This window comes from Variovorax sp. GW531-E2 (assembly GCF_059423125.1).
In genome coordinates this window covers 116,587-128,808 of the sequence record NZ_JBWKXQ010000006.1, presented here as the reverse complement: position 1 = coordinate 128,808, position 12,222 = coordinate 116,587, and the positions used below count along the sequence as shown (strand labels likewise).

Genomic DNA, 12,222 nt, shown 5'->3' with positions numbered 1-12,222 from the left:
GTCGCGCCTGTGCGGCCCGCGCCTTCTTTCATGACCTTCCCTTCGCCTGATGCGGCACGCGGCAACGCGGCGCCGGTCATCCGTCTTCAATCGGTGCAGAAGTCGTTTGCCTTGCCCAGTGGCGAGGTGTTCGATGCCGTGCAATCGCTCTCGCTCGAGATCCAGCAGGGCGACGTGTTCGGCCTGATCGGCAAGAGCGGCGCCGGCAAGTCGACCTTGCTGCGCCTCATCAACCTGCTGGAGCGGCCCGATGCGGGCCGGGTGCTCGTCGGCGGGCGCGACCTCACGACGCTGTCGCGCCGCGAGCTGCGCGACACGCGCCAGAACATCGGCATGATCTTCCAGCAGTTCAACCTGCTGCAGAACGCCACGGTGTTCGACAACGTGGCCTTCCCGCTGAAGATCCACGGCCGCCACTCCAAGGCCGAGATCAACGAGCGGGTGCGCGAGTGCCTCGACCTCGTCGGCCTGGCCGAAAAGATCGACACCTACCCGGCCCAGCTCTCGGGCGGCCAGAAGCAGCGCGTGGCCATTGCCCGCGCGCTGGCGCCGCGCCCGCAGGTGCTGCTGTGCGACGAGCCCACCTCGGCGCTCGACACCGAAACCACCCGCGCGCTGCTCGAGACGCTGCGCGACATCAACCAGAAGATCGGCGTGACCATCGTGATCGTCACGCACGAGCTTTCGGTGGTCGAGGTGCTGTGCCGCAACGTGGCCATCCTCGAAAAGGGCCGTCTCATCGAGCAGTTCGCCGTCGATGCGCCGAGCGAGGAACGCAAGACCGCGTTGGGCCGCGAGATCGACGAACTGGTGCGCCGCCGCGAACGCGAGGCGCGCGAACCCGTGGCGCCGCGCGTGGCGACCGCACAGCGCAACGCGCAGGAGCTGGCCTATGTTTGAGAACATCACCCCCATCCTTCCCGAACTGTGGACGGCCACGGGCCAGACCTTCCTGATGCTGGCCATCGGCCTGTCGGCGGCGGTGCTCATCGGCGGGCCGCTGGGCATCCTGCTGTTCCTGCTGGGCCCGGGCCAGTCGCTCGAGAACAAGCCCGCGTTCCACATCCTCAACTGGATCGTGAACACGGTGCGTTCCTTCCCGTTCATCATCCTGCTGGTGGCGCTGGTGCCGTTCACGCGGATCATCGCGGGCACCTCCATCGGCCCGCTGGCGGCCGCGGTGCCGCTGTCGTTCGCGGCCATTCCGTACTTTGCGCGGCTGGTCGACCAGTGCCTGCGCGAGGTGCCGCGCGGCGTGATCGAGGCGGCGCATGCCATGGGGGCGTCGGAGCTGCAGATCGTCTGGCGCGTGCTGATCGTCGAGGCGCGCTCGGGCCTGGTGCTCGCGCTCACCGTGCTGGCCGTGAGCTTCCTGTCGTACTCGGCGATTGCCGGCGTGGTGGGCGGCGGCGGGATCGGCGACCTGGCGATCCGCTACGGCTACTACCGCTTCCAGACCGACGTGATGGTGCTCACCGTGGCGCTGCTCGTGGTGCTGGTGCAGATCCTGCAGTTCGTGGGCAACACCACGGCGCGCCGGCTCGACAAGCGTTGATGTCCCTTTCTCCTTTTTCTTCTCTCATCTTTCAGTTCATTCCATGAAAACCGCACTGCTGCGCCGTTCCGTCCTCGCCGTTTCCCTCGTCGCGCTGTCGCTCGGCGGCCTCTCGCTGTCGGCGCAGGCGCAGGACGCCAAGAAGAACCTCGTGATCGGCGGCACCGCCGGCTCCAACGCCGACCAGCTCAAGGCCGGCATCATTCCGATCCTCGAGAAGAAGGGCTACAAGGTGAAGCTGGTCGAGTTCAACGACTACGTGCAGCCCAACCTCGCGCTGGCCCAGGGCTCGCTCGACGCCAACTTCTTCCAGCATCGGGTCTACCTGCAGAAGTTCTCGGCCGACCAGAAGCTCGACCTCGCCGAGCTGGTGCAGGGCCCGATCGCGCCCATGGGCGTGTACTCGACCAAGCGCAAGACGCTGGCCGACGTGAAGGAAGGCGACCGCGTGACGCTGCCGAACGATCCGAGCAACCTGGCGCGCGCGCTGGTGCTGCTGGAGCAAAACAAGCTGGTCACGATCAAGGCCGGCATCGATCCGCTGCGCGCGTCCGAGAAGGACGTGGCCGAGAACCCGAAGAAGCTCAAGTTCATTCCGCTCGAGGCCGCGCAGCTGCCGCGTTCGCTGGGCGACACCGAGTACGCCATCGTCAACGGCAACTTCGCGATCTCGTCGGGCCTGAAACTCACCGAGGCCGTGGTGCTCGAGAAGACGCCCGACTACTACCTGAATGTGGTCGCCGTGAAGAGCGCCGACAAGAACGCCGCTTGGGCCAAGGACATCGCCGACGCCTACCGCTCGAAGGAATTCAAGACGGTGGTCGACAGCAAGTTCCAGGGCTACGCCAAGCCCAGCTTCCTGCAGTAATCGATCACGCTTCAGCGAAGGACGCTCCATGCCCGTGCTCGCCGTATTCGATGGCCAGGCCAACTGGCGCGACACGCACGTGTGCGACGGCTGGATCAGCGACCACCTCGCGCGCCACGGCGTGCGCTGGGGGCGCGGCGAGGCCGAAGGCCAGCGCGTGCTCGACAGCGCGGGGCTGTTCTATCTGCCGACGGCGGACGGGTATCTGGGGCTGTTGGTCGAAGGCGGGGAGTGGGTCGCCATGCCCGCCGAAGCGCCGCATTTCTTCGATGCGGGCGAGGCTGCTTCGCTCGAGGGGCTGCCCGCCGCGTTGCCGCGCTTCGAGGCCTTTGTCGAAGAGGTGCTCGCGATGACGGGCAACGAAACGAGCGACGAGTAGGTCAGCGCGGGCCCGGGCGGCCCGTCGCATCCCAGGCGTCGCTCAGGCCGGCGCCGTCGTCGGGCTCGGGCGCGCCGAACGCGACGGGCCTTGCGTGTAGCGGTCCATCGCCAACCCGTCCGTGCGGATCTCCGGCCGCTGGCCCGTCACCAGGTCCGAGATCAGCTTGCCCGAGCCGCAGGCCATGGTCCAGCCCAGCGTGCCGTGGCCCGTGTTCAGGAACAGGTTGGGGTAGCGCGTGGCACCGACGATGGGCGTGCTGTCGGGCGTCATCGGGCGCAGGCCGGTCCAGAAGCTGGCGTTGGGCAGGTCGCCACCCGGGAACAGGTCGCTCACGACCTTCTCGAGCGTGGCGCGGCGCGCCGGGTTCAGGCGCAGGTCGAAGCCGCCGAGCTCGGCCATGCCGCCCACGCGGATGCGGTTGTCGAAGCGTGTGACGGCCACCTTGTAGGTTTCGTCGAGCACGGTCGATTGCGGCGCGAGCGATTCGTCGAGCAGCGGCACCGTGAGCGAGTAGCCCTTGACCGGGTACACCGGAATGTCCAGGCCCAGCGAGGCGATGGCGGCGCGCGAGTAGCTGCCGAAGGCCATCACGTAGCGGTCGGCCGTGAGGATCTTGCCGGCACGCGTGCGCACGCCGGTGATGCGGCCGCCGTCGGTCTCCAGGCCGTCGATGGTCTGGCCGAAGCGGAAGTCCACGCCCAGGCCGTGCGCGATCTCGGCCAGGCCGCGCGTGAACAGGTGGCAGTCGCCGGTTTCGTCGTTGGGCAGGCGCAGGCCGCCCGTGAGGCGGTCGCGCGCGCCGGCCAGGCCGGGTTCGACGCGCGCCAGGGCGTCGCGGTCGAGCAGTTCATAGGGCACGCCGCATTCCTCGAGCACGGCGATGTCGCGCTGCACCGCGTCGAGTTGCGCCTGCGTGCGGAAGAGTTGCAGCGTGCCGCCGGTGCGGTGCTCGTACTGCAGGCCGGTGTCGGCGCGCAGCTGCTGCAGGCAGCCGCGGCTGTATTCGGCCACGCGCATCATGCGTTCCTTGTTGACCGCATAGCGCTCGGGCGAGCAGTTGCGCAGCATCGCGGCCATCCAGCGCAGCTGGAACAGCGTGCCGTCGGGTCGGATCGACAGCGGCGCGTGCTTCTGGAACATCCACTTGATCGCCTTCAGCGGAATGCCGGGCGCGGCCCACGGCGTCGAGTAGCCGGGCGACACCTGGCCGGCGTTGCCGAAGCTCGTTTCCTCGGCCGGGCCGGCCTGCCGGTCGAGCAAGGTGACTTCGGCGCCGGAGCGCGCGAGGTAGTACGCCGTGGTGGTGCCGATCACGCCGCCGCCGAGAACGATGACTTTCATGGTGTATCTGCTGATCTGAATGGAATGATGTGAATCTAAAGTGCACAATGCAGTGGATTTCATTGTTTTTGGGTCCTTGGCCGTGAAAATCACTGCCAAAAACCGTCCAAGGCCCCGCGCGGAGTGAAATGCCCGAACTCGACCGAATCGACCGCAAGATCCTCGACCTGCTGCAGCGCCAGGGCCGCATTTCCATGACCGAACTGGCCGAGCGCATCGGCCTGTCGGCCTCGCCCTGCGCCGAGCGCGTCAAGCGCATGGAGCGCGACGGCGTCATCACCGGCTACCACGCGCACGTGTCGCCCGAGGCGCTGGGCAAGACGCTGCTGGTGTTCGTGGAGATCAAGCTCTCGGCCAAGTCGGGCGACGTGTTCGACAAGGTCAAGCAGGAACTGCTGCACATGCCCGAGGTGCTCGAATGCCACCTGGTGTCGGGCAGCTTCGACTACCTCGTGAAGGCGCGCCTGAGCGGCATGAGCGAGTACCGGCACCTGCTGGGCGACATCCTCAAGAAGCTGCCGGTGGCGGCCGAGTCGCACAGCTACGTGGTGATGGAGGAGATCAAGGAAACGCTGATGCTGGCGGTGGACCGGTGAGCGCCGCCGTCGTTGCCATCCGGCCCTGGCGCCTGGCCGACTTCGACGCCGTGAAGGCCATCCTCGACGACACCTTCGCCAGCACCTGGCTGCCGCAGCTCACGCCCGAGGCCGCCAAGGCCTATGCCGACAGCGGCGAGCCCGTGGGCTACATCGACGAGAGCGGCCCGGCCTTCTTCGTGGCGGAACTCGACGGCGAAGTGGTCGGCATGGTGCACTGGGAACACGACTTCGTGCAGGCCCTGCACGTGCCCGCCGCGCACCAGCGCAAGGGCATCGCCCGCGCGCTCATGGCCTTTGCCGAAGCCGGCATGCGCGCCGACGGCGTGGCGCAGGCGCGGCTCGAGACCGACACCTTCAACACGCAGAGCCAGGGCCTGTATGGCGCGCTCGGCTACCGCGAGGCCGGCCGCTACCCCGACCTCGAATGGCACAGCGGATTCACGACCATCCTGTATGTGAAAGACTTGGCCTGAGCTTTCTTTTCACCCCTTCAAGGACATCGGCATGACCCTCTCGATCCGCCGCGACGGCACCACCGGCACGCGCCACATCCTCAAGATCCGCAACCACGAGATCCCGGTCGATGCCTCGCCCGCGGGCGGCGGCAGCGACGGTGGCGCCGAGCCGCACGACCTGTACGACGCGTCGCTGGCGGCCTGCAAGGCGCTCACGGTGCTGCTCTATGCGCGCCGCAAGGGCATTCCGGTGGAAGACATCGAGGTCGTGGTCGACCGCGACGACAGCGAGGAACGCAAGGGCATCTACCGCCTGAAGTCGGGCCTGCGCCTGACGGGCGACCTGACCGAGGCGCAACGCGACGAGCTGCTGCGCGTGGCGGGCAAGTGCCCTGTGCACAAGCTGATGACCGAGGTCAAGACAGAGATCGAGACCGGCTGGGCCGACTGAACGCGCTGCGTTCCTACTTGGCCGCTTCGGCCTGCTTGCGCGCCGCCGCCACGCGCTTGGCATAGCGGTCACCCCAATCGGCCAGCGGCCCCAGCGCCGCATTGAGCGTCGCGCCGAGCGAGGTCTCGGAATACTCGACGCGCGGCGGCACTTCGTGGAACACCTCGCGGTGCACGAGGCCGTCGGTTTCCATCTCGCGCAGCTGCTGGATCAGCATCTTCTCGCTGACCTCGGGCAGCAGCCGCTTCAGCTCGCCGAAGCGGTAGGGCTGCAGGTGCAGCTCCCACAGGATGACGGCTTTCCACTTGCCGCCGATGACCTCGAACGCGGGGCCGATGCCGCAGTTGTAGGGCTTCTTCGCTGCCATCTCTTGCTCCTTGTGGTTCCAATACTTCCTATTTGGTAAGTACCTTACTTTATCGTAGGTACTTGACCATGTGGAAGTGTAATTTCTACCATGCAGGCGTCATCAACCACCACTGCATCGGATTGCCATGAGCAACACCAACAAGGAAGTTTCGGTTCTGGGCCTGGGCGCCATGGGCGTCGTCATCGCGAGGCTCTTTCTCGACCAGGGCTACAAGGTCACGCTGTGGAACCGCTCGGCCGACAAGGCCGACGCGCTGGTCGCCCGCGGCGCCGTGCTGGCGCGCAGCGCGGCCGAGGCCTTGCGCGCGAGCCGCATGGCCGTGATGTGCGTGTACGACTACCGCGCCGCCGATGCGATTTTCGCGATGGACGGCGTGGCCGCCGCCATGGACGGGCGCCTGCTCGCGCAGCTCACCACCGGCAGCCCGAAGGACGCGCGCGAGGCCGAAGCCTGGGCGCATCGCCACGGCGCCGCGTACCTCGAAGGCGCGATCCAGGCCGCGCCGGACCAGATGGGCCGGCCCGACACACCGCTGCTGGTGTCGGGTGCGCAGGCCGTGTTCGCCGAGGCCGAGCCCTTGCTGAAGGTGCTGGCCGGCGGCATCGTCTACCTCGGCGAGAAAGCCAGCGCCGCCGCGGCCATGGACCTGGCCACGCTGTCCAGCATCTACGGCACGATGCTCGGTTTCCTGCACGGCGCGCGCATCGCCGAGCACGAAGGCTTCGACGTGGCCGAGTACGGCCGCATCGTGGCCGGCATCATGCCGACCTTCGCGGGCTTTCTTCAGCACGAGGGCGCGGTGATCCAATCGGGCGACTTCGCGATCACGCAGAGCCCGATGCGCATCTCGGTCGAGGCCACGCAGCGAATCCTGCAGACCGCGCAGGAGGCGGGCATCAACACCGAGTTCCCGGCCTTTGCCGCGGGCCTGTTCCGGCGCGCCGATGCGGCGGGGCTCGGCGGCGAGGAACTGGCGGCGCTGATCAAGCTGCTGCGCAAGTAAGGATCAGGCCCAGCGCATCGACTGGATCGCGCGCACCACCTCGGCCTCGCGTTCCATGAAGAAGTCGGTGTGGTTGCAGTGGTCCAGCGTGAGCCGGTGCGAGGTCTGCAGCGCGGTGGCCAGGCGGTCGGCGTCGGCGCGGCGCACGCGGCGGAAGATGCGCAGGAAGTCGGCGGCGTCCTGGCCGGTCTGCGCGTCGAGCGGCCGTTCGAGCCAGGGGAACAGGTCGCGCTGGTCGAACGGCAGCGCGGTCACCACCAGCGCCGGCGCGCGCACCGGCCGGTAGTCGGGCGAGAAGCGGTGGGCCGCGGTGTCCATCGCGGTCTCCACGGCGTCGGGCGTGTTGGGCCGCACGCTGCCGTCGGCCTGCACCTCGAGCGCGTCGCGCAGGTTGGCTTCGAGCGCCGGCCACCAGTTCTTCGACTTGCGCCGCAGGTACCCAATGGCCGCCTTCATCGAGCGCCCGTCCTCGGGCGTGGGCGCGGGCTCGTCGAGCCGGCGGTTCAGCGGCGGGTCTTCGCCGCCGGTGTCGGCGTCCTTCGTGTAGTCGAAGGTGGTATCGAAGTACACCAGGCCGCGCACCCGCTCGGGAAAGCGGCCCGCGAAGCGCGTGAGCTCGTTGCCGGCGATCGAATGGCCGCCGAGCACCACGCGCGTGAGGCCGAGCGCATCGCACAGCGCGGCCAGGTCGTCGACCAGCGTGTCGACTTCGTAGTGCTGCGTGGCGCTCTTCACCGGCAGCGGCTTGTCTGACAGGCCGTAGCCGCGCCGGCTCACCGCGAGCACGCGCGAGGCGGCGCCGGCCGCGACCAGCGCGGGCGCCAGGCTGTCGAAGCAGCGCGCGTTGCCGCCCAGGCCGGCGAGCAGCACGAGCACGGGACCGCCGTCGTCGCTGCGCTGCCAGTCGCGCACCTGCAGCGAGACCTCGGGCGTGCTCGACACCTTCACGCGGCGGTCGGTGGCCGCCACGGGAAGGTCGTTGCCGATGGGGGCAGTGCCGGCGTTGCCGCCGCCACCACCGCCGCCGCAAGCGGCCAGCCCGGCCGCGCTGCCCAGGAGCACGGCGCGCAGCAGGTCGCGGCGCTGGAAGTGAAGCGGGTTCGCCCAGTGCGGGCGAACCGTGGAAAGACAGGGGCGAGGCACGTCGATGCTCCAGGCATGAAGAAGAAAACAGGAGCCTTGCAGTGTGGGCATGCCGCCTGAAGAAGCCCTGCAGCCTTCATGAAGGCTTCCTGAAGCAGGGTGACGGGGTGTGGCAGATACTTCGGCCACTTCCCGGAACCGGGCTTGTTCGCTTGGAATCCTTCCCATGAATCTTTTGCTTGTTGAGGACGATCTTGATCTTGGCAACGGCGTGCGCATTGCGCTCGCCAACCAGGGCCTGGACGTGGTGTGGGTCCGCCGGCTCGACGACGCCTTGCGCACCCTCGACAACGGCGCCTTCGACATGGTGCTGCTCGACCTCGGCCTGCCCGACGGCGACGGGCTCGACCTGCTGCTGCGCCTGCGCCGCACCCGCCAGATCCTGCCGGTGCTGGTGCTGAGCGCGCGCGACGCGCTCAACGACCGCCTGCGCAGCCTGGACGACGGCGCCGACGATTACCTCGTGAAGCCCTTCGCGTTGGCCGAGCTGCTGTCGCGCGTGCGGGCCCTGGCACGGCGCAGCTACGGCTTCAACGACGAAACCATCCGCATGCGCGGCCTGGCGCTGCACGAACCCACGCGCGGCGTGATCGTCGACGGCGAGCCGGTGGAGCTGTCGCGCTGCGAGTTCGACCTGCTGGCGCTCCTGCTCAAGCGCACCGGCCGCGTGGTCACGCGCCGTGTGATGGAAGAGCAGGTGCTGCCCGGCGGCCAGGCCAACGGCAGCAACTCGCTCGAGGTGCATATCTCCAACCTGCGCAAGAAGATCGGGCAGGGCTACATCCGCACGGTGCGCGGCATCGGCTACGTGATCGACACGCAGTCGCTGGTGCGGAGCCCGTCGAAATGATGCGTCAGCTGGCGCGCGGCTGGAAGAACTGGAACCAGCCGTCCCTGATGCGCCGCCTGCTGGTGGCGCAGATGGCGGTGGTCGCGCTGCTGTGGACCTCGGCCGTGGGGCTGCTGCTGTACGACTCGTACAAGGACCCGGGGCTGCTCCGGTTCACCAGCATCTTCAAGGCGGCGATCTCCATCGCGCAGAAGCTCGAGGACCAACCCGAGCGGCAACGAGAGGCGCTCGAGGCCTTCGACGCCGCGCTCATCGAGGCGCTCAGCGATGGCGATGAAACCACTGAAGCCCTGGCGGTCATGCAGGTGTGGCAGCACGGCAAGCTGATCTACAACTCGCGCGCCGGTGTGCCCGTGCTGCTGAACTCGGTGCCCGACCGCAACGAGACCGTGGTCGCGGGCGGCCGCGAGTGGCGCGCGCGCACGATGGCCTCGCCCATCGCCGACACTCGCGTGGTGCTGGCCGAGCCCAGCGTGTGGCGGCTGGCCGTCACCGTGCTGTCGCGCGGCTACTACCTGCTGCCGCTGGTGATCAGCCTGCCGTTCCTGGTCTTTCCCGCCTGGCTGTCGGTGCGGCTGGCGCTGCGTCCGTGGCGGCAGGTGAGCCGCGAGACCGCCGAGCGTGGGCCCGACGACCTGACGCCGCTGTCGTATACGCCGCCGCACAAGGAGCTCAAGCCGATGGTGCAGAGCATCAACAGCCTGCTGCTGCGGGTGCGCGACAGCACCACGCGCGAGCGCAGCCTGATCGCTGACGCGGCGCACGAGCTGCGCACGCCGCTGGCGGCCATGCGCGTGAACGTCGAGGCGCTGAAGGAGCAGAGCAGCGACGAGGGCCAGCGCGAACTCATGGCCAACCTGCTGCGCAGCAACGATCGCGCGGCGCGGCTGGTGGGGCAGCTGCTGCAGCTCATGCGCAGCGACGCCGTCGCCACCAACGCGCTGCCGGTGATGCTGTCGCTCGACGGGCTGGTGCAGGACCGGCTGGCCATGATCGAGGGCCTGGCGCGTGCGCGCGGCGTGGAGCTCGAACTGGTGTGCGACGACGCCGTGCCGGTGCTCGGCGAGCGCGAAAGCCTGGTCTCGATGATCGACAACCTGATCGACAACGCGATCAAGTACAGCCCCTGCGGCGCGACCGTGACGGTGCACGTGGCGCGCGAGGGCGCACGGGCGCTGCTGACCGTGGCCGACACGGGCCCGGGCATTCCGCCCGCGCTGCGCGAGCGCGTGTTCGACCGCTTCTTCCGCAACCCCGACCAGACGCAAAGCGGCAGCGGGCTGGGCCTGGCGATCGTCAAGTCGGTGGTCGACCGGCACGGCGGCGAGGCGGTGCTGGGCGAGGCCCCGGGTGGAGGCCTGCTGGCCACGGTGCGGCTGCCGCTGGCACAGGCCGACGTGCCGCAGCCCTTGCTCGTCGGCGCCTGAGCCCGGGGGGAAAAGGCCCCGGCCGGGCTTGTTCCGGGGCAAGGATTTACACTAGCCGGCTCCCCCGGCGCTCGTCTACAGGACACTTTCACCAATGAAGTGGGTCATTCTTGCCATCTTCGTGCTCAGCGCACTCTACGTTCACTTCCGTGGCCAGGTCCGGCACAAGTTCTTCAGACAGCTCTCTGATCACTCGACCTTCCTGGCGCCGCTGAACGTCTTCATGTACCTTTTCTCGAAGGTGCCCGGTACGCCGTACCTGTCGCCCGCGCAGTTCCCCGAGATGCGCATCCTCGAGGAAAACTGGGAAGTGATCCGCGAGGAAGCGCTGGCCATGCGCAACGGCGGCAGCATCAAGGCCTCGAGCCAGTTCAACGACGTGGGCTTCAACTCCTTCTTCAAGAGCGGCTGGAAGCGCTTCTACCTGAAGTGGTACGACGAGGCGCACCCCTCGGCCGCCGTGCTGTGCCCGCGCACCACCGAGCTGCTCAAGGGCATCGGCACCATCAAGGCCGCGATGTTCGCCGAGCTGCCCCCGGGCAGCCGCCTCGTGCGCCACCGCGACCCGTTCGCCGGTTCGCTGCGCTACCACCTGGGCCTGTGGACGCCGGGTGTCGAAGGCTGCTACATCGACGTGGACGGCCAGCGCTACCACTGGCGCGACGGTGAGGCCGTGGTGTTCGACGAGACCTACATCCACTACGCCGAGAACACCACCGACCACGACCGCGTGATCCTGTTCTGCGACATCGAGCGTCCGCTGAAGTACCGCTGGGCCAGCGCCGTGAACCGCTGGTTCGCGAAGAACCTGCTGGCCGCCGCCGCTTCGCCCAACGATGCGGGCGACAAGACGGGCGGCCTGAACCGCGCCTTCAAGTACATCTACCAGATCCGCGTGGTCGGCAAGCGCCTGAAGGCCTGGGACAAGCGCGCGTACTACCTGGTCAAGTGGACGATCTTCGGCGGCCTCGCCCTCTGGATCTTCTGGTAACCGACGGCGCTCACGCCTCGGCCAGCACCAAGCGGGCACGCGGCGCGCGACGCCAGCACACGAGGCCCGCCAGCAGCACACCACCGAGCACGTCGAGCAGCACGTGCTGGCGCGTGGCCAGCGTCGAGTAGACGATTCCCACGGCCCACAGCACGTTCACCCATTGCGTCCACGCGGGCGCCTGCACGCTGCGCAGCTGGCGGCCGAGCCACACGGCCGCGAACACGGCAAAGGCCACATGCAGTGACGGGAAGGCATTGCCGCCCGCATCGGCGCTCTTGAGGAACTGCAGCGCCGGGTACTGCGACCAGTCGATCGCAAAGCTTGGCACCACCGTCGGAAAACACCAGAACACCGCCAGGCCGATGGCCGCCATGAGCGCGGCCCCGCGTGCGCAGGCCCACAGCTCGGCCTTGTTCTGCGTGAAGGCCGGCGCGAGCGAGATGTAGAACCACAGCGAGCTGTACAGCAGCATCGCGTCGTCGCTCACGCCCACCCAGTGGTCGATGGCGGTGAGCGGCATCACCGTCGGCACCGAGGGCGGGTGGTGCATCACCCAGAAGTACAGGACGAAGAAGCCCGAGATGCCGAGCGTGGTGCCGATCATCTTCACGACCCACAGCGTGGCGAAGCGCTGCCCCAGCGCCAGGTGCCAGGGCGTGACGGGGAGGGCGGCGGGGTTCGGGCGGGGGGGCAGCGTCACCGGTGCGCTTTCAGGAGAGGGAAGCGCCACAGCGTAGGCGCATGCATTGCGTGAACATTGCGTTACCTCATGTGGGGCTCTCTA

15 protein-coding genes are annotated in these 12,222 nt (G+C 68.3%); 11 read left to right on the top strand and 4 right to left on the bottom strand.

The annotated features are described in order from the left end of the window. Positions 1–30: 30 nt before the first annotated feature. Genes AC07XP_RS06340 through AC07XP_RS06325 form a run of 4 tightly spaced genes read left to right on the top strand, consistent with a single transcriptional unit; the run spans position 31 to position 2,802 of the window. Complete coding sequence (locus AC07XP_RS06340) at positions 31–900, top strand: methionine ABC transporter ATP-binding protein (RefSeq protein WP_307694721.1); 870 nt, start codon at positions 31–33, stop codon at positions 898–900. Then, a complete protein-coding gene (locus AC07XP_RS06335; protein ID WP_062473319.1) occupies positions 893–1,555 on the top strand; it encodes a methionine ABC transporter permease in 663 nt (220 codons plus the stop codon). Before AC07XP_RS06340 ends, AC07XP_RS06335 begins: the two co-directional genes overlap by 8 nt. 43 nt (positions 1,556–1,598) lie before the next feature. After that, positions 1,599–2,423: a MetQ/NlpA family ABC transporter substrate-binding protein gene (locus tag AC07XP_RS06330; RefSeq protein WP_070062374.1), complete on the top strand. Its 825-nt coding sequence runs from the start codon at positions 1,599–1,601 to the stop codon at positions 2,421–2,423. Positions 2,424–2,451: 28 nt separating this feature from the next. Next, the gene (locus AC07XP_RS06325) at positions 2,452–2,802 is read left to right on the top strand and encodes a hypothetical protein (RefSeq protein WP_495264133.1); all 351 of its coding nucleotides are present in this window, start codon (positions 2,452–2,454) and stop codon (positions 2,800–2,802) included. A 42-nt stretch (positions 2,803–2,844) separates the two neighbouring features. On the opposite strand, the gene AC07XP_RS06320 is transcribed toward AC07XP_RS06325, so the two are convergent. Then, a complete protein-coding gene (locus AC07XP_RS06320) occupies positions 2,845–4,146 on the bottom strand; it encodes a D-amino acid dehydrogenase (RefSeq protein WP_062473324.1) in 1,302 nt (433 codons plus the stop codon). Between the two features lie 128 nt (positions 4,147–4,274). On the opposite strand from AC07XP_RS06320, the gene AC07XP_RS06315 reads away from it, so the two are divergent. Genes AC07XP_RS06315 through AC07XP_RS06305 form a run of 3 tightly spaced genes read left to right on the top strand, consistent with a single transcriptional unit; the run spans position 4,275 to position 5,651 of the window. Further along, a complete protein-coding gene (locus AC07XP_RS06315) occupies positions 4,275–4,742 on the top strand; it encodes an Lrp/AsnC ligand binding domain-containing protein (RefSeq protein WP_062473326.1) in 468 nt (155 codons plus the stop codon). Further along, positions 4,739–5,218, top strand: a complete 480-nt coding sequence (locus tag AC07XP_RS06310) for a GNAT family N-acetyltransferase (protein ID WP_495264132.1) — start codon at positions 4,739–4,741, stop codon at positions 5,216–5,218. Before AC07XP_RS06315 ends, AC07XP_RS06310 begins: the two co-directional genes overlap by 4 nt. Positions 5,219–5,249: 31 nt before the next feature. After that, a complete protein-coding gene (locus tag AC07XP_RS06305; RefSeq protein ID WP_070062377.1) occupies positions 5,250–5,651 on the top strand; it encodes an OsmC family protein in 402 nt (133 codons plus the stop codon). 13 nt (positions 5,652–5,664) lie between these two features. On the opposite strand, the gene AC07XP_RS06300 is transcribed toward AC07XP_RS06305, so the two are convergent. Beyond that, on the bottom strand, positions 5,665–6,018 hold the full coding sequence (locus AC07XP_RS06300; RefSeq protein ID WP_062473331.1) for a winged helix-turn-helix transcriptional regulator: 354 nt from the start codon (positions 6,016–6,018) through the stop codon (positions 5,665–5,667). A 127-nt stretch (positions 6,019–6,145) separates the two neighbouring features. Here AC07XP_RS06300 and AC07XP_RS06295 point away from each other — a divergent pair, with 127 nt between their 5' ends. Next, on the top strand, positions 6,146–7,024 hold the full coding sequence (locus tag AC07XP_RS06295) for an NAD(P)-dependent oxidoreductase (RefSeq protein WP_095746355.1): 879 nt from the start codon (positions 6,146–6,148) through the stop codon (positions 7,022–7,024). 3 nt (positions 7,025–7,027) lie between these two features. Here AC07XP_RS06295 and AC07XP_RS06290 read toward each other — a convergent pair whose 3' ends face one another. Then, the gene (locus AC07XP_RS06290) at positions 7,028–8,218 is read right to left on the bottom strand and encodes an alpha/beta hydrolase (RefSeq protein ID WP_495264131.1); all 1,191 of its coding nucleotides are present in this window, start codon (positions 8,216–8,218) and stop codon (positions 7,028–7,030) included. Positions 8,219–8,333: 115 nt separating this feature from the next. Here AC07XP_RS06290 and AC07XP_RS06285 point away from each other — a divergent pair, with 115 nt between their 5' ends. The 3 genes from AC07XP_RS06285 (at position 8,334) to lpxO (ending at position 11,435) form a co-directional block, all read left to right on the top strand. Further along, the gene (locus AC07XP_RS06285; protein ID WP_062473337.1) at positions 8,334–9,017 is read left to right on the top strand and encodes a response regulator; all 684 of its coding nucleotides are present in this window, start codon (positions 8,334–8,336) and stop codon (positions 9,015–9,017) included. Beyond that, positions 9,014–10,444 carry a sensor histidine kinase gene (locus AC07XP_RS06280; RefSeq protein WP_495264130.1) on the top strand — a complete coding sequence of 477 codons (1,431 nt, stop codon included), beginning with the start codon at positions 9,014–9,016 and terminating at the stop codon, positions 10,442–10,444. Before AC07XP_RS06285 ends, AC07XP_RS06280 begins: the two co-directional genes overlap by 4 nt. Before the next feature lie 94 nt (positions 10,445–10,538). Continuing rightward, complete coding sequence (gene lpxO / locus AC07XP_RS06275; protein ID WP_062473341.1) at positions 10,539–11,435, top strand: lipid A hydroxylase LpxO; 897 nt, start codon at positions 10,539–10,541, stop codon at positions 11,433–11,435. A gap of 10 nt (positions 11,436–11,445) precedes the next feature. Here the strand turns inward: lpxO and AC07XP_RS06270 are convergent, their stop codons facing one another. Continuing rightward, the gene (locus tag AC07XP_RS06270) at positions 11,446–12,138 is read right to left on the bottom strand and encodes a phosphatase PAP2 family protein (protein WP_495264129.1); all 693 of its coding nucleotides are present in this window, start codon (positions 12,136–12,138) and stop codon (positions 11,446–11,448) included. Positions 12,139–12,222 lie beyond the last annotated feature (84 nt).

Bases quoted from the DNA above. Each gene is read 5' to 3' on its own strand.
- AC07XP_RS06320 (WP_062473324.1), bottom strand. From the start codon at position 4,146: ATGAAAGTCATCGTTCTCGGCGGCGGCGTGATCGGCACCACCACGGCG.
- AC07XP_RS06300 (WP_062473331.1), bottom strand. From the start codon at position 6,018: ATGGCAGCGAAGAAGCCCTACAACTGCGGCATCGGCCCCGCGTTCGAG.
- AC07XP_RS06315 (WP_062473326.1), top strand. From the start codon at position 4,275: ATGCCCGAACTCGACCGAATCGACCGCAAGATCCTCGACCTGCTGCAG.
- AC07XP_RS06290 (WP_495264131.1), bottom strand. From the start codon at position 8,218: ATGCCCACACTGCAAGGCTCCTGTTTTCTTCTTCATGCCTGGAGCATC.
- AC07XP_RS06330 (WP_070062374.1), top strand. From the start codon at position 1,599: ATGAAAACCGCACTGCTGCGCCGTTCCGTCCTCGCCGTTTCCCTCGTC.
- lpxO (WP_062473341.1), top strand. From the start codon at position 10,539: ATGAAGTGGGTCATTCTTGCCATCTTCGTGCTCAGCGCACTCTACGTT.
- AC07XP_RS06285 (WP_062473337.1), top strand. From the start codon at position 8,334: ATGAATCTTTTGCTTGTTGAGGACGATCTTGATCTTGGCAACGGCGTG.
- AC07XP_RS06340 (WP_307694721.1), top strand. From the start codon at position 31: ATGACCTTCCCTTCGCCTGATGCGGCACGCGGCAACGCGGCGCCGGTC.
- AC07XP_RS06325 (WP_495264133.1), top strand. From the start codon at position 2,452: ATGCCCGTGCTCGCCGTATTCGATGGCCAGGCCAACTGGCGCGACACG.
- AC07XP_RS06295 (WP_095746355.1), top strand. From the start codon at position 6,146: ATGAGCAACACCAACAAGGAAGTTTCGGTTCTGGGCCTGGGCGCCATG.
- AC07XP_RS06305 (WP_070062377.1), top strand. From the start codon at position 5,250: ATGACCCTCTCGATCCGCCGCGACGGCACCACCGGCACGCGCCACATC.
- AC07XP_RS06280 (WP_495264130.1), top strand. From the start codon at position 9,014: ATGATGCGTCAGCTGGCGCGCGGCTGGAAGAACTGGAACCAGCCGTCC.
- AC07XP_RS06335 (WP_062473319.1), top strand. From the start codon at position 893: ATGTTTGAGAACATCACCCCCATCCTTCCCGAACTGTGGACGGCCACG.